This is a genomic window from Paenarthrobacter sp. AMU7, assembly GCF_041200195.1.
Taxonomy (GTDB): domain Bacteria; phylum Actinomycetota; class Actinomycetes; order Actinomycetales; family Micrococcaceae; genus Arthrobacter.
Map to the genome: position 1 here is coordinate 3,635,019 of NZ_CP165735.1, position 13,879 is coordinate 3,648,897.

Annotated in this window: 11 protein-coding genes; 5 read left to right on the forward strand and 6 right to left on the reverse strand. The window is 64.6% G+C overall.

Annotated features, from left to right (window positions below):
* The first annotated feature begins 16 nt into the window (after positions 1–16).
* From ABQM86_RS16695 to ABQM86_RS16705, 3 genes are read left to right on the forward strand one after another with little or no spacing between them, the layout of a single operon-like run.
* Positions 17–979, forward strand: a complete 963-nt coding sequence (locus tag ABQM86_RS16695; RefSeq protein WP_369744998.1) for a 1,4-dihydroxy-2-naphthoyl-CoA synthase — start codon at positions 17–19, stop codon at positions 977–979.
* Positions 980–989: 10 nt separating this feature from the next.
* On the forward strand, positions 990–2,129 hold the full coding sequence (locus tag ABQM86_RS16700) for an AMP-binding protein (protein ID WP_369744999.1): 1,140 nt from the start codon (positions 990–992) through the stop codon (positions 2,127–2,129).
* A 60-nt stretch (positions 2,130–2,189) separates the two neighbouring features.
* Entirely contained in the window at positions 2,190–3,071 is an 882-nt protein-coding gene (locus ABQM86_RS16705) for a 1,4-dihydroxy-2-naphthoate polyprenyltransferase (RefSeq protein ID WP_207594480.1), read from the forward strand.
* Positions 3,072–3,133: 62 nt separating this feature from the next.
* Here the strand turns inward: ABQM86_RS16705 and ABQM86_RS16710 are convergent, their stop codons facing one another.
* Positions 3,134–3,445, reverse strand: a complete 312-nt coding sequence (locus ABQM86_RS16710; protein WP_207594481.1) for a DUF4229 domain-containing protein — start codon at positions 3,443–3,445, stop codon at positions 3,134–3,136.
* An 87-nt stretch (positions 3,446–3,532) separates the two neighbouring features.
* Between ABQM86_RS16710 and ABQM86_RS16715 the strand changes: the two genes are divergently transcribed.
* On the forward strand, positions 3,533–3,973 hold the full coding sequence (locus ABQM86_RS16715) for a PLD nuclease N-terminal domain-containing protein (RefSeq protein ID WP_369745001.1): 441 nt from the start codon (positions 3,533–3,535) through the stop codon (positions 3,971–3,973).
* Between the two features lie 6 nt (positions 3,974–3,979).
* A complete protein-coding gene (locus ABQM86_RS16720) occupies positions 3,980–4,606 on the forward strand; it encodes a hypothetical protein (RefSeq protein WP_369745002.1) in 627 nt (208 codons plus the stop codon).
* Here ABQM86_RS16720 and ABQM86_RS16725 read toward each other — a convergent pair.
* The 5 genes from ABQM86_RS16725 to ABQM86_RS16745 all read right to left on the reverse strand — a co-directional run bounded on the left by ABQM86_RS16725 (position 4,587) and on the right by ABQM86_RS16745 (position 13,716).
* Positions 4,587–6,047, reverse strand: coding sequence for a dynamin family protein (locus ABQM86_RS16725; protein WP_369745003.1), 1,461 nt, complete (start codon positions 6,045–6,047; stop codon positions 4,587–4,589). The genes ABQM86_RS16720 and ABQM86_RS16725 overlap by 20 nt on opposite strands.
* An 11-nt stretch (positions 6,048–6,058) precedes the next feature.
* A complete protein-coding gene (locus tag ABQM86_RS16730) occupies positions 6,059–7,945 on the reverse strand; it encodes a dynamin family protein (RefSeq protein ID WP_369745005.1) in 1,887 nt (628 codons plus the stop codon).
* A 142-nt stretch (positions 7,946–8,087) separates the two neighbouring features.
* A complete protein-coding gene (locus ABQM86_RS16735) occupies positions 8,088–9,446 on the reverse strand; it encodes an IniB N-terminal domain-containing protein (RefSeq protein ID WP_369745006.1) in 1,359 nt (452 codons plus the stop codon).
* Between the two features lie 175 nt (positions 9,447–9,621).
* On the reverse strand, positions 9,622–11,691 hold the full coding sequence (locus ABQM86_RS16740; protein ID WP_369745007.1) for a LuxR C-terminal-related transcriptional regulator: 2,070 nt from the start codon (positions 11,689–11,691) through the stop codon (positions 9,622–9,624).
* Between the two features lie 3 nt (positions 11,692–11,694).
* Positions 11,695–13,716: an Hsp70 family protein gene (locus ABQM86_RS16745; RefSeq protein ID WP_369745009.1), complete on the reverse strand. Its 2,022-nt coding sequence runs from the start codon at positions 13,714–13,716 to the stop codon at positions 11,695–11,697.
* Positions 13,717–13,879: the final 163 nt, after the last annotated feature.

Sequence of the window (13,879 nt, forward strand, 5' to 3'; positions counted from 1 at the left end):
TTACTAGACTCGGACTGTGAACAACCAACTCCCTGCCAAGGTTTCCGACGTCTTTGACCCCTCACGCTGGCGCACTGTTTCCGGCTTTGATCACTTCAAGGACATGACCTACCACCGGCAGGTGGAGCGTTCCGCGGACGGCACAGTCAAGGACCTTCCCACGGTCCGGATCGCGTTCAACCGCCCCGAAGTCCGCAACGCCTTCCGGCCGGGAACGGTGGACGAGCTTTACCGCGCCATGGATCACGCGCGCATGACCCCTGACGTGGCCACGGTGCTGCTCACTGGCAACGGTCCATCGGAAAAGGACGGCGGGCACTCGTTCTGCTCGGGTGGGGACCAAAGGATCCGTGGGCGGGACGGTTACAGATACCAGGTAGAAGGCGCTGCGGGTGATTCCGCTGAATTTATCGACCCCGCCCGTGCCGGCCGGCTCCACATTCTGGAAGTACAGCGACTCATGCGGACCATGCCCAAGGTGGTCATCGCCGTCGTGAATGGATGGGCGGCGGGCGGCGGCCACTCACTGCACGTGGTCAGCGACCTCACCATCGCTTCCCGCGAGCACGGCAAGTTCAAGCAGACGGACGCCACAGTGGGAAGTTTCGACGCCGGATACGGCTCTGCGCTGCTGGCCCGCCAAATCGGGCAGAAAGCGGCGCGCGAGATCTTCTTCCTTGCCCGCGAATATTCGGCCGACGACATGGTTCGCATGGGTGCGGTCAATGAGGCGGTGGACCACGCCCGCCTGGAGGAAGTAGCCCTGGAGTACGCCGCGGACATCGCCCGCCAGTCCCCGCAGGCCATCCGCATGCTCAAATTTGCGTTCAACCTGGCCGATGACGGCCTGGCAGGACAGCAGGTTTTCGCCGGCGAAGCCACCCGCCTCGCCTACATGACGGACGAGGCCGTGGAGGGGAAGGAAGCGTTCCTCCAGAAACGCGACCCCGACTGGTCCAGCTTCCCCTACTACTTCTAGGACTCACCCTGTGGACATCGATCCCGTTCTCAAAGCACTGATGGCTGCCCTCCATGGCGAGGGCCCCGCCGTCGAAATCATCACTGGCGACCACGGCGAGCCGCAGGCGATCCCGGTGGAGACCGGCGTCGAGGATGCCGCGGTGGTGGTCCGCACTTCCGGTTCCACGGGCACGCCCAAGGCAACAATCCTGACCATCGACGCCCTCGCGGCCTCGTCCGTGTCCACTGCCATGGCCCTGCGCGGTGAGGGCCAGTGGTTGCTCGCGCTCCCGCTGCAGTATGTGGCCGGAGTGCAGGTTTTGGTCCGGTCGCTGTACGCAGGCACTCGGCCGTGGGTCATGGACTTGTCTGACGGCTTCACGCCCGAGGCCTTCACCGCGGCGGCCGAGGAACTCACGGACAAGATCCGCTTCACCTCACTGGTTCCCACGCAGCTGCAGCGGCTCCTGGACTCCCCCGCGCCCGAAACCCTGGCCGTGCTGCGCCGCTTCAACGCGATCCTGCTGGGTGGCGCTCCTGCGTCACCGGATCTCCTTGCCTCCGCCCATGCGGAGGGGCTCAAGGTGGTCACCACCTACGGCTCCGCCGAGACCTGCGGCGGGTGCGTGTACGACGGCCAGCCGCTGGACGGCGTCGAGGTCCGCATTGGCGAGGGCGGGCTGGAAGGCCGCATCCTGCTCGGTGGCGACACCGTGGCCGCCGGCTACCTTGACGCCGCCCGCGCGTCGAAGGCTGCCTTCTTTGAGGAGGACGGCGTTCGCTGGTACGTCACTGGCGATCTCGGCGAATTGGACGACGACGGCAAGCTCACCGTCCTGGGCCGGGCGGACGATGTCATCATCACCGGCGGCGTCAAAGCCTCCGCCGCCTACATTCAGGGCGAGCTGGAAAAGCTCGACGGCGTCACTGCGGCTTTCGTCACCGGTGTCCCGTCGCGCGAGTGGGGCCAAGCCGTGGCAGCTTTCGTAGCAGTGACCGATCCCAGCCCCGAAGGCATCAAGGGCTTCACGTCCCGGCGCGAGGCTGCGCTGGGAGTCCTGGCTCCGAAAACAGTGTTCGCTGACAAGGAACTGCCCATGCTGCCCAACGGGAAACCGGACCGACTGGCCATGATTGAACGGCTTTCCGAACTGCATCAGGGACAATAGACACGTTCTTCCTCCCGAAACTGACTCAAGATCAACCGCGAAATACACGAGGTACTACACGTGGCGACAGCTGCACAATGGATCCAAGGAGCCCGGCTCCGCACACTGCCCGCGGCCATCGCGCCCGTCCTGATTGGTTCGGCAGCGGCGTACGAGCTCCAGGCATTCCGGCTGCCGAACGCGATCCTGGCTGCGCTCGTGGCGCTCCTACTCCAAATCGGCGTGAACTACGCCAATGATTACTCCGATGGCATCCGCGGCACCGACGAGGACCGGGTAGGTCCCCTGCGTCTTGTCGGCTCCGGTGCTGCGCTGCCGGAGCAAGTGAAGTGGGCCGCGTTCGGGCTGTTCGGCGCCGCGATGATTTGCGGCCTGATCCTGGTGATCATCACCCAAACGTGGTGGCTGATCCTGGTGGGTATCGGCTGCGTCCTGGCAGCCTGGGGCTATACGGGCGGTAAGAATCCCTACGGCTACATGGGCTTGGGCGATGTCTTCGTGTTCGTGTTCTTCGGGCTCGTGGCCACGCTCGGCACCACCTACACCCAGGCCGGACAAGTCAGCCTGGCCGCCGTGATCGGTGCGATTGGTACAGGCCTCATCGCCTGCGCCCTGTTGATGGCAAACAATGTCAGGGACATTCCCACTGATACGGCCGCCGGAAAGCGGACCCTGGCAGTGCGTCTTGGCGACCGGCACGCCCGTGAAAGCTACGTGTTGATGCTGGCCGTCGCCATCCTGCTGGTCATCGTGCTGGCGCCCACCAAGCCGTGGATGCTGATCGTCCTGCTGCTGATCCCCGCGTGCTTGATGCCGGCCTGGCTGATGGTCAATGGGAAAAAGCGCAAGAGCCTCATTCCCGTGCTCAAGCAGACCGGCATGATCAACCTCGGGTACAGCCTGCTGTTCTCGCTGGGCTTGATCCTGAGCCGCGGCTTCTAAGTTCAGATACAGCCAACGCCCCCAGGAATCCTTCCTGGGGGCGTTGGCTGTACAAAGACTTTTTACAAGGAGCCCGGGCGTTTGTCGTTGTTGACAGCGATATCCGGGTTTTTCTCTACCAAGCGGTCTTCGACCGTGGCGTCCTCAACTTCGCCGGCAGTGCGGATGGGCTTGGCCCGCCCGGAGAAACGTTCGCGCATGGCTGCAGTGGCGGCGTCGCGCTGTTTCTGGAAGAAGAGGTAGCTGATGGCGAACGCGATCAGCCCGGCGAAGATGACCGCCAGGATCCAGCCAACCCCCAAAAAGGCGAAGAGGACGAACAACGGCACGAACAGCGCCAGGCGAATGAGGGAATACTTCAGGAAAGCCACCATCCAAGTTTAGCGGGCCGGATGGTTGCACTCTGATCACAGCCGGTAGAGGACGTCCAGTGATGGGCTTCCGGCGACTAGACTTGGTGCATGCTCCGGGTTGTAGGCGTCGTCATTGTTCTGGTCATCTTCGTCTATGCCCTGGTGGACGTCATCCGCACGGACAGCCACCAGACACGCGGTATTTCCAAACCCGCGTGGATCATCGTGATGATTGTCCTGCCGCTCCTGGGTGCCATCCTCTGGTTCATCTTCGGCCGGCCCTATGGCAAGCCCACGGCAAAGCCGGTCCGCCGCTATCCCACTGCTCCGGACGATGACCCCGAATTCCTCCGTAATCTGGAAACCCGCCGTCGCAACCAGGCCGAGGATGACCGCCTGAAGAAGCTCAAGGCGGACCTTGAAGCCAAGGAACGCGAGCTTGGCGACAAACCCTCCGACGGTTCCGGTGAGGCAACAGGCAACGGCTTCAAACCCGGCGATACCAAGCGCACGGAGCCGGACCCCCATGACACCGACGAGCTGAAGTAGGCAAACATGGCCCAGCAAGCTGATGGTTCACGGCAGTTACCTTCCACCACACCATCAGTCATTGGGCCAACAGCGCGCCCCGCACCACCACCCCGTCCGGGCATGTCCCTGTCAGTGCCGCCTCCCATTGCCTCGGCCATCGTGCCACCGGGCACCGCACGGCTCTCCCGCTCCCTCTGGATTGCCAGCTTTGTGGCGGGAATCGCCGTCGTCGTTTTCGGTTTCCTCGGCCGTGACGCCCACTTTGAGCGTCTGAAAGGCGTCATCGGAGGCATGGTTCCCGACGGTGACGCCCAAGCTGTCGAGGGATCCACCGCCGTCGTGTTCCTGGGCAGCCTCGCCATGATCGCGCTGGTGGTGGCCATGGAAGCCGTCCTGCTGATGGTGCTTTTCAAACGCCGTGTCTGGGCACGGTGGACCTTGGCGCCCTTGGTCCTCCTGCACGCGGTGGTCACAGTGATCACCGCAGACTTCGTGGTGGCTCCCGGCGCGGACGGCGTCTTGCCCACGGTTTTACTGGCGTCCCAGTTCATCCTTGCCGCGGCGGGGCTGATCCTGCTGTTTTTCCCCTCAACTACTGTCTGGCTCCTGAGCGAAAAATTCAGCGAACGACTCAGCGAACGGCCGGCATAGAGGCCAACATCCCTTCGCAACTCCGCATGACCACACGGCACGCCTCCAGTGCCGACGGCTCGGTCAACGGATTTTCCGCGATCAGCCGCCAACGGCTCAAACATCTCCGGGCAGCCTCGCTGATCTGCCTGGGATCCGCCTCCGGGTTCACGCCCAACCTCAACGAGGCAGTGCTGCCGCGGCCACCCACCAGCCGTTCCGCTTCAGCTTCCTGCTCCTCATCCAGTCCCACGCCACCGGTCCGCAACGCGGCGAGGAGCTTGAGCTCCCGGAACTCATGAGCGCCAGCCTGGAGCCGTTCCAACGCCGCTTCCAGCGGCGCCGTCCGCTCCCTGGGAACCCCGCGGACCAATGATTCCAAACCCACGACGACGGCACGCGCCTTGAGTGCGTCGGCACGGTTCTGGAAGAGATAGCTGATGGCGTCCAGCAAAGTGCCCAGCCCGCTTCGACGTGCCAGTTCATGGGCCAGTTCGGTGGGATCAGCAGTCCCGCCCCGGATCAGGGCAACACCCAGCCGAATCCCAAACAGGCCAAACCTTTGCACGAGCGATGCTTTGGTGGCCGGGCGGAGGCCTTGCGGAGCCTCGAAACGGACAAAACGGTCTGCGGACAGCATCATTCGTTCCCGCTGGCTCCGGTCCATGTGCGCCAGCATTGCCATGGCCTCATAGTCCGCCTGGCGCATGGTCCGTGAACTTTGTGCCAGCAGCCCGGCCACGGGCACCACACCCAAGGCCAAGGGTCTAAGGTTCTGGTCCCGGCTGTATCTGTCGGCGATGACCGCTGCCGAAATCAGGGAGTCAATCCTTCCGGCGCCGATCTCGTCGGCCCGGGACAAGACAGCCAAGGCATTGACAGTACCGGATCGTCCGGCGGCGGTGTCCTTGAAGGATTCGAGGAACCGGACATCGGAGGCATGCAGGTGCCGCAGGAGATAGATGACGGCGTCCGCTGCCGTAGGTTCGTCTTCCGGCAGCAGGAAAGCCGCCGATCTCCCGGAAATATCCTCGGACATCGAGGCGATGCCGGGAGTATCGATCAACGTGAGATTGCGCAGGCCGGCTGATGGCCAGTCCACCACCAGACGCTCCACATCCCCGGCCGGGATATCGCCCAAGGACAAGACCAATCGGCCGTCTTCGCGGGTCACGGGGAGGTTTTGAGGTCCGCCCCGGAACGGGTAAACCGTGATTTTCGGAGTGTGTCCGTACTGGTACCACGTGACCACACGGGTGCATTCACCGGCGTCGGTGGGCGCGATTTCCTCGCCAATGATCGCGTTGAGGAGTGTTGATTTCCCGGCCTTGACCATCCCGGCCACCGCGATGCGCAACGGCCCTTCCAGCCGGCTGTCCAATTCGTCCACCACCGTGAGCGCAGCGGCGTCATCGCGGAAGACTTCCCGTGCGTGCCGGAGCAGGTCCGCGGCTCCGGCCATTCCCGGTTCCATTAGCCGGCCGGGACGGTTGAGGGTTTGGGTTGGTTTTCCATGGAGGGAGCTTCAAGCAGCTGCTGCGCTTCCCTGGCCATCGTGTCCACTGCTTTGAGATGGCCCCGGATTTCCTTGATCCGCAGGTCCCGTTCCACTGCGTAGGTTGCGGCAGCTTTTTGGGCAGCCGCCACGGATTCAGCCAGGGAGCGGTGGTGCTCCTCGGCGATCTCCGTGAAGTGGTCCCGTGTGGCCCGTTGGACCAGCCGCAGCCTGTCCCTCAGCTGTTTTCCGACTTGGAACACAACATCGTCCACGTGTTTCCTTACCAGGATCTTGGCTTCGGCTTGCCGCTGCTTGAGCCGGGCCTCTTTGTCTTCCCGGAAGGCTTTCCGTCCCAGCAGGAGGCCGGCGCCGACGGAGAGCGGGTTGATGAGGGCCATCCCAAAGATGCCAGTGAGGAGGCCGAACATCAGCACGCCGCCATAGGATCCACGCATTCCGATCAGCACTTTTTGCAGGGGTCCGAGACGCCCGTTGTCCATCTCCTGGATGTCAGCAACGGGGTCCAGCACGCCGCCCGTATCGGCCACCTTCAACGCCGGCAGGGCTACCTCGTCCTCGGAAAAGTGGTCCGCCACCTGGGTGGCCAGCCACTGGGCCCGTTCGCTGGTCCAGACGAAGGTATCCGAGACCGCAGCAGCGGTGCTCTGCTCCAGCCACTGGGTGAACTGCTCCCAGGCGGGGCCGGGGTCCCCCTGGTCAATGGCGGTTTCCGCTTCGCGCTGGATCCGGCGCAACCTGTCCTTCAGGTCGTACTCCATGTCTGCGATGAGGTCCCCGATGCCATCGTTGAGGGTGATCTGCCAGCGCGCCGACCGTTTGCGCAGCGAGTCCGCGTCCTCCTTGGCCGCATTGAGGCCGGCGATCATCTGCGGCGTGCCCTCGGGATTCTCCAGGGCACCAAGCTCCGATTGCAGGGCGAGCCTCAGGTTTTCCGTCACGGACAAGAGATCATGGCCAACGGATCGACGTTGAATTCTGGCGGCCTCCCCCACAATGTTGTGCCTCAGGTGGTGGATCAGCTCAGGAAACCCTGATTCGGCGTTCAGTTCCGTGTCCTGCAGACGCGCCGCCTGGAGACGAAGCTCCGAAGAGACCGGGAACAGGGGTATGTCCGGCCCCACCTCGGCAAGGTGTTTCCGGTCGAGGTCCTCGATTTGCCGCCAGCTCGGATAGAGGTCGGTCTTGGACAGTACGCACACCACGTTGGGGCTGATGCGCATGGCTTGGCGCAGGAACCGCATTTCCGGTTCGGTGTATTCCTGGGACGCATCGGAGACAAACACCATGGCATGCGCTGACGGAAGGGCCGTCAGTGTGGTCAGCGTGTGCGTTGACCCCAGCCCACCCACCCCGGGCGAATCCACTATTGTCAGTCCACCCGCCAGCAGTTTCCTCGGCAAGACAACCTCAGCCGCCACGATGTTCTTCGCGTTGCCGGGATTGCCTTTTTCGGAGACGTAGTCAGCCAGGTGGTCCAACTGCACGGGCTGGCGTTCCAGCGTTCGTTCGTGGCCGTCGCTGTCGAGCTCCGTACGAGTGCCTTCCAGCGTGCCACCCTCCGCAGCGGGAACCAGGACAACGGCCGACGCCGGTTCCCCCTGCCGGACCACCGTCGGCACAGTGGTGGCAATGTCGTCATCCACAGGGCAGACGGGCGCATTCACCAAAGCATTGATCAGTTGGCTCTTGCCTTGCTTGAACTCGCCCACCACGATCACGCGAACGCTGGGATCCTGAAGGCGGTTGTGGGTGTTTTCCAGGCGTCGCCGAAGGTCGTTCCGCTCCCCCACCAGCGCCATGCCCTGCTCCACCAATGTGGTCATCCGTACTGTTTCCGCCATGGTGTGTCCTTTGTTCTGCCTGTTCCGGTGCTGCTGTCCGGAGGGGCCACGAAGTGCCCGACAGGCGTCCATCCGCCTGCCGGGCACTGCTGGGGGTGCTCTGCGCCGCAGCTTCCGCTACGCCGTGTGGACCTCTTTGCCGCTAGTCGATCTCAACGTCGTTCTTGGCGATGACGTTCGAATGGTCAATGTCGTTGTATTCGACGTCAACTTCGTTGTCCTCGATGTTGGTGTAGCTCGACTTATCAACTTCGAGCTCGTTGTCCTGGATCACCGTGGAGTCGTAGTTGACCTGGACGTCCTCCACGTCGATTTCCTTGGAGTTGTCGATCTCCAACTCGTTGTCCTGGATCACCGTGGAATCGTAGTTGACCTGGACGTCCTCCAGTTCCACGTTGGTGGAGTGATCGTTGGTGTATTCCAGCTCCACCTCGTTGTCCTTGATGATGGTGGAGTTCTCGATGTTCGTGTACTCCACGTCCACGTCGCCGACTTCCAACTCGTTCTCCGTGTTGTAGGAGTCCTTGTTGAACGAATCCGTGTTGTGGATGTTGGTGTGGGAGTTGTCGGTGTGGGAGGAGTTGTCCTCATTGAAGGAGTCCTCGATGTCCACGTCGACATCAACGTCGGTGTTGTAGGAGTCCTTGGTCACCGAGTTGTCCGAATTGTCGTTGAACGAATCCTTGACCTCGATGTCCGTGTTGCCCACCTCGACGTCGCCAGGGCCCGACTCATTGATGGTCAGCGAATTATCTGTTGAGTGGTCATCGGTGGAGGTGGTGTTGCCGGAGTCCTTCACGTCGTCGCCGGCGGCAATGGCACCGTCGCCCGAGGCGATGACAGCGTCCTGGTTGAAGAGCTGCGTGACATCGCCGTCAGCCCAGATGTTTTGGTTCACCGACTGATCGGTGATCGTATCGCGGTCATCGATAGTGGTGGTGTAGGAGTAGTTGTTCACCACGTGGACCAGTTGTTGAACGGCGTGGGCGTGGTCATCGTGGTCGTCGTGTCCGCCCCAGCCGCCACCGCCACCGCCGTGGCCGTGATCGTCGTCGTCATCATGGCCACCCCAGCCACCGCCACCGCCGCCACCGCCGTGGCCGTGATCGTCGTCGTCATCATGGCCACCCCAGCCACCGCCGCCACCGCCACCGCCGTGGCCGTGATCGTCGTCGTCATCATGGCCACCCCAGCCACCGCCGCCACCGCCACCGCCGTGGCCGTGATCGTCGTCGTCATCATGGCCACCCCAGCCGGCGCCGCCGCCAGTGGAGGCATGGTTGCCGCCGGTGTTGTATTCGCGGTCGAACGACGAACGGGCGTTGATCGGTGCGTAGTCCAGGACCACCGGGCGAACAGCATCGACGTCGGCCGAGGAAACGTCACGGAGGCCGGCTGCGGCCAGGGCAGCCTCGGGGTCGCGGACAAAGTCCTCGGCTGCATCGGGATCGTTGAACAGGCTCATCAGGAACTGCACGAGCTGTTGTGCGAGTGTAGGCATTGGAATGCTCCCTCAAATTCTGTGGTGGGTGGTAAATGGCCCGGCGCCTTTGCCGGGCTCCCCTTCAACGTATGGCCGTGGTGAGGGACCGGGCATCGGGGGTGGTCCCCCTACCGCTTGCCCCAGCGTTAGGGGGTAGCGGGGTTTTCCGTTAGGGGGTGGAGGGGGTTGCCGCTCACGGAGGCGGGTACCCCTCCCCCAAGGCAAGGCGCAGGCGGACCAGGAGGTCCGATCGGTTGTCGGCCCCCAAGCGCCTGCGCATGCGTGCCACGTGGTGTTCGGCAGTGCGTGGCGAGATGTAGATGGCTTCACCGATCTCCCGGTACGTCTTGCCTTCAAGAAGAAGCCGAGCCACTTCGCGTTCCCTGGCGCTCAGCCCGGACGGATCCCCCGCACCCGGGCTGGTGCCGTCCGGTGCAGGGGTACCCGCACCACCATGGTGCGGCACCTCCACCCGATCGTGGCCCGCCCCGGCCGGAGCGCCCTGGGGATGGATGTCCCTGGCGCAGGCCAGCAGGCGCACCAGGTCGCGCCGTTCCTCCGCGTGCGCGGCGGCATGGCCCGCCAATCGCGCCCCTTCCCAAGGCATCCCGACGGCGGCCAACCCGCGGGCCGCCGCTTCGACGTCCGACGCTTCAAACCGGCCGGCCAACACCGAAACCCAGGCTTTGCCACCCACGGCAAGAACGGACGCCAGGTGGCTGTGTTCCGAAGCCCGAACCAGCGCGGCAGCGTGCGGCGCAAGCTCAGCGGGGCTTTCGCTCAGCAGTGCGGCCTGCACTGCCGCCCAGTGCAGCGGCACTGACCACAGTGGCGGGTTCCCCAACCTTTGTAAGAGCTCCCAGGCGCCGTCCACATAGTGCGAGACCCGACGTGTCTCGCGCAGCCGTGCAGCAGAAACCATCAGCTCACCCCAGGGCAGGAGACTGTAGAGATCCACAGCTACGTGCATCATGGCTTCCCGGGCCCGGTCCCACGCCAACACCAGCGCGTGCACGTCGCTGCCACGCCGTGCGAGCCCCACCTCCAGCGCTGACAGCAGCAGCTCGTCGCGGGGTGCCAAGGACCAATGGTTTGCCTTGACTGCCTCGTTGATGGCCAATCGGGCCTCGTCAGAGTTGTCCTGCTGCATGGCAGTCCAGGCCTGCAGGAGGAACAACCGGGGTCGGGCAGCATCCCCGCCCTGGCCCGCGGCCAACGCCGCCCTGAGCACAGTGTCTGCTACAACCGGTTCCCCACTGTGGAGTGCGCAGAGGGCCGCCAGGGCCCCCGGGGTCTCCGGCAATGGAATCGCTGCGCCAGAGGCGTTCATCATGTCCGAGGCCCTGATGAGCTCCGGCAGGGCCAATTGAGGGTTGGGGCCAAGGGTCTGCCGCAGGCCCTCCTGGGTGAGCGTCAAAGCCACCGCCAGCAGCGTTGGCGAACCGGACGGCACGGCGGCAGCCATGATCTCTTCAGCCAGCACGGCATTTCCGGCGCCGATCATAGCCACTGCGGCCAGCGGGGCAGACCCCTGCAACCTGTCCGGCCCCAGCCAGCTGTACGTGTCAGCACTCCGGGACAACATTCCCCGCTGTGCCCACACGGCGGCGGCCACGTCCACCCCCAGGCGAAGGTGGGGAGGTTCGGGCAAAGCGAGCAGCCTGTCAACGATCCTGCCAGCTTCGTCCAGATCCCCGGTGGCGGCCAAGGCCTGGGCACGCTTCGCGGCAATGTGGAGCTCCTTGTTCCCGGCAAGAAGCGCTTCGGCATAGAGATCCACGGCCAGACGCGGATCCGAGTCCAGGACGCTGTTTGCCACCACTTCGAGTTCTGCGGCAACGCGGGCATCCTGCATCCCACTTCTGGCGAGGTCGCGGGCCAGGTCTCCAAAGGGACGGCCTTCGGCCAGGACCTTGTCCACGAGCTCACGCTGCAGCGCCCGGATGTGGGAGGGCGGGGTTCCATGCAGCAAGGCATGCTGGACCGTCCCCACTACGGACCCGTCGGCCAGCAGCAAGCCCGCATCCATGGCTGCAGTGATGATGGAGTCCAGGCCATCATGGCCTTCAAGGCCACGCGGCAGGGGTGAAGGCAGCGTGAACCCCACGGATAGGGCGAGGAGCAGCTCGCGGACTTTCGCGGAATCTCCGGAAAGCTCCGGGACAGGGTGTGGCGCTGCCTCCTGAAGGGCGGCAGGTTCCTTGAACGGGTGATCGTCCGGCCCGGGTGGAAGGTGCCCGGGCTTAGGGTCATGTCCCGTCATGGGCTACACCGCCGGAAGCTTCGCTGGATCCGGAATGGTGCCCGTTTCCGAGGGCTCGGGTAAGGGATCAGCCGTGACAGGCGGGGGTACCGGTTCCGGCGTTGGCTCGGGTGACGGCGGTGGGGGGTCTTGCGTGAGCGTCGGTTCAGGCTGCGGCACTGTTGGCTCGGGCGACGGTGGAGGTGGCGGTGGCGTGACAGGATCAGCCGGGGTTGTAGGTGGAGTTGTGGGTTCGATGACCGGTGGCGGCGTGGTGGGGGGTGTTGCAGGGGGCGGTGTAGGCCCACCGGCGGCGCCACCAGAAGGCGCCGGTGTGGGTGTGCTGGGAGCCGGGGTGGTGCCTGGAGCAGCGGCGGTTCCCGTGCCCGGCGCCGCAGGAGTGGCGGTGGCGGTTCCACCGGATGAGGTGCCCGGGGACGTGCCGGTGGCAGGTCCTGCACCGGGTCCCGCAGCGGCCCCAGATCCAGTTCCGGCATTCGTTGTTCCGGTCCGGGCCGGGCTCTTCCCCATCCCATTCCCTGCCTTGGTAACCCCGGCCCTGGCGCTGGCTTCAAGTCCACCCGCCGGCTTGCCCACCGTCGGGGTTTCCCCGTTCTTCCCGCCACCGGCAACACTGCCTTGGCCCCCGGAAACCTGAGGACCGCTGTCGCGCATGACATCAGCGGCCTGGTTCCCCAACACGGTTGCCAGCAATCCACTGCCTTCGGGACTCTGGGCCGCCGTCGCCGTCGCGATGGTCAAGGCGGCCGCCGCTGCAGCCGCGGCCGCAGCCATCCGGACACGCGGCCGGGGAGCCTGCCCGCCCTGCTTTGCGGACGCTGCTGTGCGGACGCCCAGGGCTGGGGGCCGGCTGGCGGTATGCGGGCGCCCCAGCGCGCCGATCGCCACCACGTCGTCAGCCGCTGCCCCGACAGCGGCCGCAGCCGCCGCGTCCACGGCCTCTTCGGCCCTTGAGCGCAAACCAGCCACCGCTGCCCCCAGGCAGATGGATGACTTGGGATCGGCGTCGACGGCGATGGGCCGGCCAAGTTCCACCGAAATCATCTGGGCCACGAGGGGAATGCGCGATGACCCACCGATGAGCAGCACGGCGCTCAGATCCTGAGAGTCCACGTTGACGCTCTGCAAGCTTCGTTCCAGTGCTTCCACGGTTTCCCGGAGGGGCTCCTCGATGAGCGCTTCGAATTCGGCGCGGACCAACCGCACAGACTGCTGTGTTCCCGGCAGGGAAACTGCCACACTGGATTCGCTGTCCAGGGACAGCGCTTCCTTGGCCTCACGGCATTCCCTCCGCAGCCTCGAAAGGGCTGCGAGGGTGTCCGGCGCCTCCGGATCCACGTCCCCGGATGCCTTGACGTGGCCCATCACGTGCCGCAGGACGGCGGCGTCGAAGTCTGCGCCGCCAAGGGTTTCAATACCGTCGGGACGTCCCAGCAACTCAAAGTCCCCGGCTCCGGCTTTGCGCAGGATGGCAGTGTCGAACGTACCTCCGCCGAGGTCGTACACAGCGATGATGCTGCCATCTTCCACCCGCGTTTGGGAGGCGTAGTGCAGGGCCGCTGCTTCCGGCTCACTGATCAGGGTGATGTCATGGAGGCCCGCCGCGTTGAGCGCTGCGAGAACCACCGAGGTCCGGTGCTGGCCCCAGGCAGCGGGGTGCGTCATGATGATCGACGACGGCGCCGTCCCCTCCCGCTCCCCGGCCCTGTCCACCACCCACCGAGCCATTGTGGCGTACACATCCTCCGGGGCCAGCCAGCCCTCGCCGACAGCGAGGGGAACGGAATCCCCGATCCGACGCTTGAACTCACGCACCATATGGTGGGGATCGTCCAGGCCCCGGCGTTCGGCGGCTTCGCCTACCAGCACTCGGCCGTCGTCGGTATAGAACAACACCGATGGCACGGCGTTGCCATGTAATCCCAACGGGAGGATTTCCGGTGTAGGGGTTGGACCTTGGTCAGGCTTAACCAGGGCTGCTGCGGTAAAACTCGTCCCGACGTCAATGGCGAGAACATAGTTCATAGCTACCTCAAAAGAACACGGCGCGTCGCTAGCGGGCTGCATCACAAGCGGGTTCTGAACAAGGTAGCACCTGCTTTGGACAGGCAAAAGGCTTGTTTAGTGCACCGTTTTGTTGTTTCTTGAGGGACGGGCCCGAGCCAGGGACAACGCCCCTGCTCAGGCC

Bases quoted from the DNA above. Each gene is read 5' to 3' on its own strand.
- ABQM86_RS16725 (WP_369745003.1), bottom strand. From the start codon at position 6,047: ATGGCCGGAGCCGCGGACCTGCTCCGGCACGCACGGGAAGTCTTCCGC.
- ABQM86_RS16740 (WP_369745007.1), bottom strand. From the start codon at position 11,691: ATGACGGGACATGACCCTAAGCCCGGGCACCTTCCACCCGGGCCGGAC.
- ABQM86_RS16735 (WP_369745006.1), bottom strand. From the start codon at position 9,446: ATGCCTACACTCGCACAACAGCTCGTGCAGTTCCTGATGAGCCTGTTC.
- ABQM86_RS16730 (WP_369745005.1), bottom strand. From the start codon at position 7,945: ATGGCGGAAACAGTACGGATGACCACATTGGTGGAGCAGGGCATGGCG.
- ABQM86_RS16745 (WP_369745009.1), bottom strand. From the start codon at position 13,716: ATGAACTATGTTCTCGCCATTGACGTCGGGACGAGTTTTACCGCAGCA.
- ABQM86_RS16715 (WP_369745001.1), top strand. From the start codon at position 3,533: ATGCTCCGGGTTGTAGGCGTCGTCATTGTTCTGGTCATCTTCGTCTAT.
- ABQM86_RS16710 (WP_207594481.1), bottom strand. From the start codon at position 3,445: ATGGTGGCTTTCCTGAAGTATTCCCTCATTCGCCTGGCGCTGTTCGTG.
- ABQM86_RS16720 (WP_369745002.1), top strand. From the start codon at position 3,980: ATGGCCCAGCAAGCTGATGGTTCACGGCAGTTACCTTCCACCACACCA.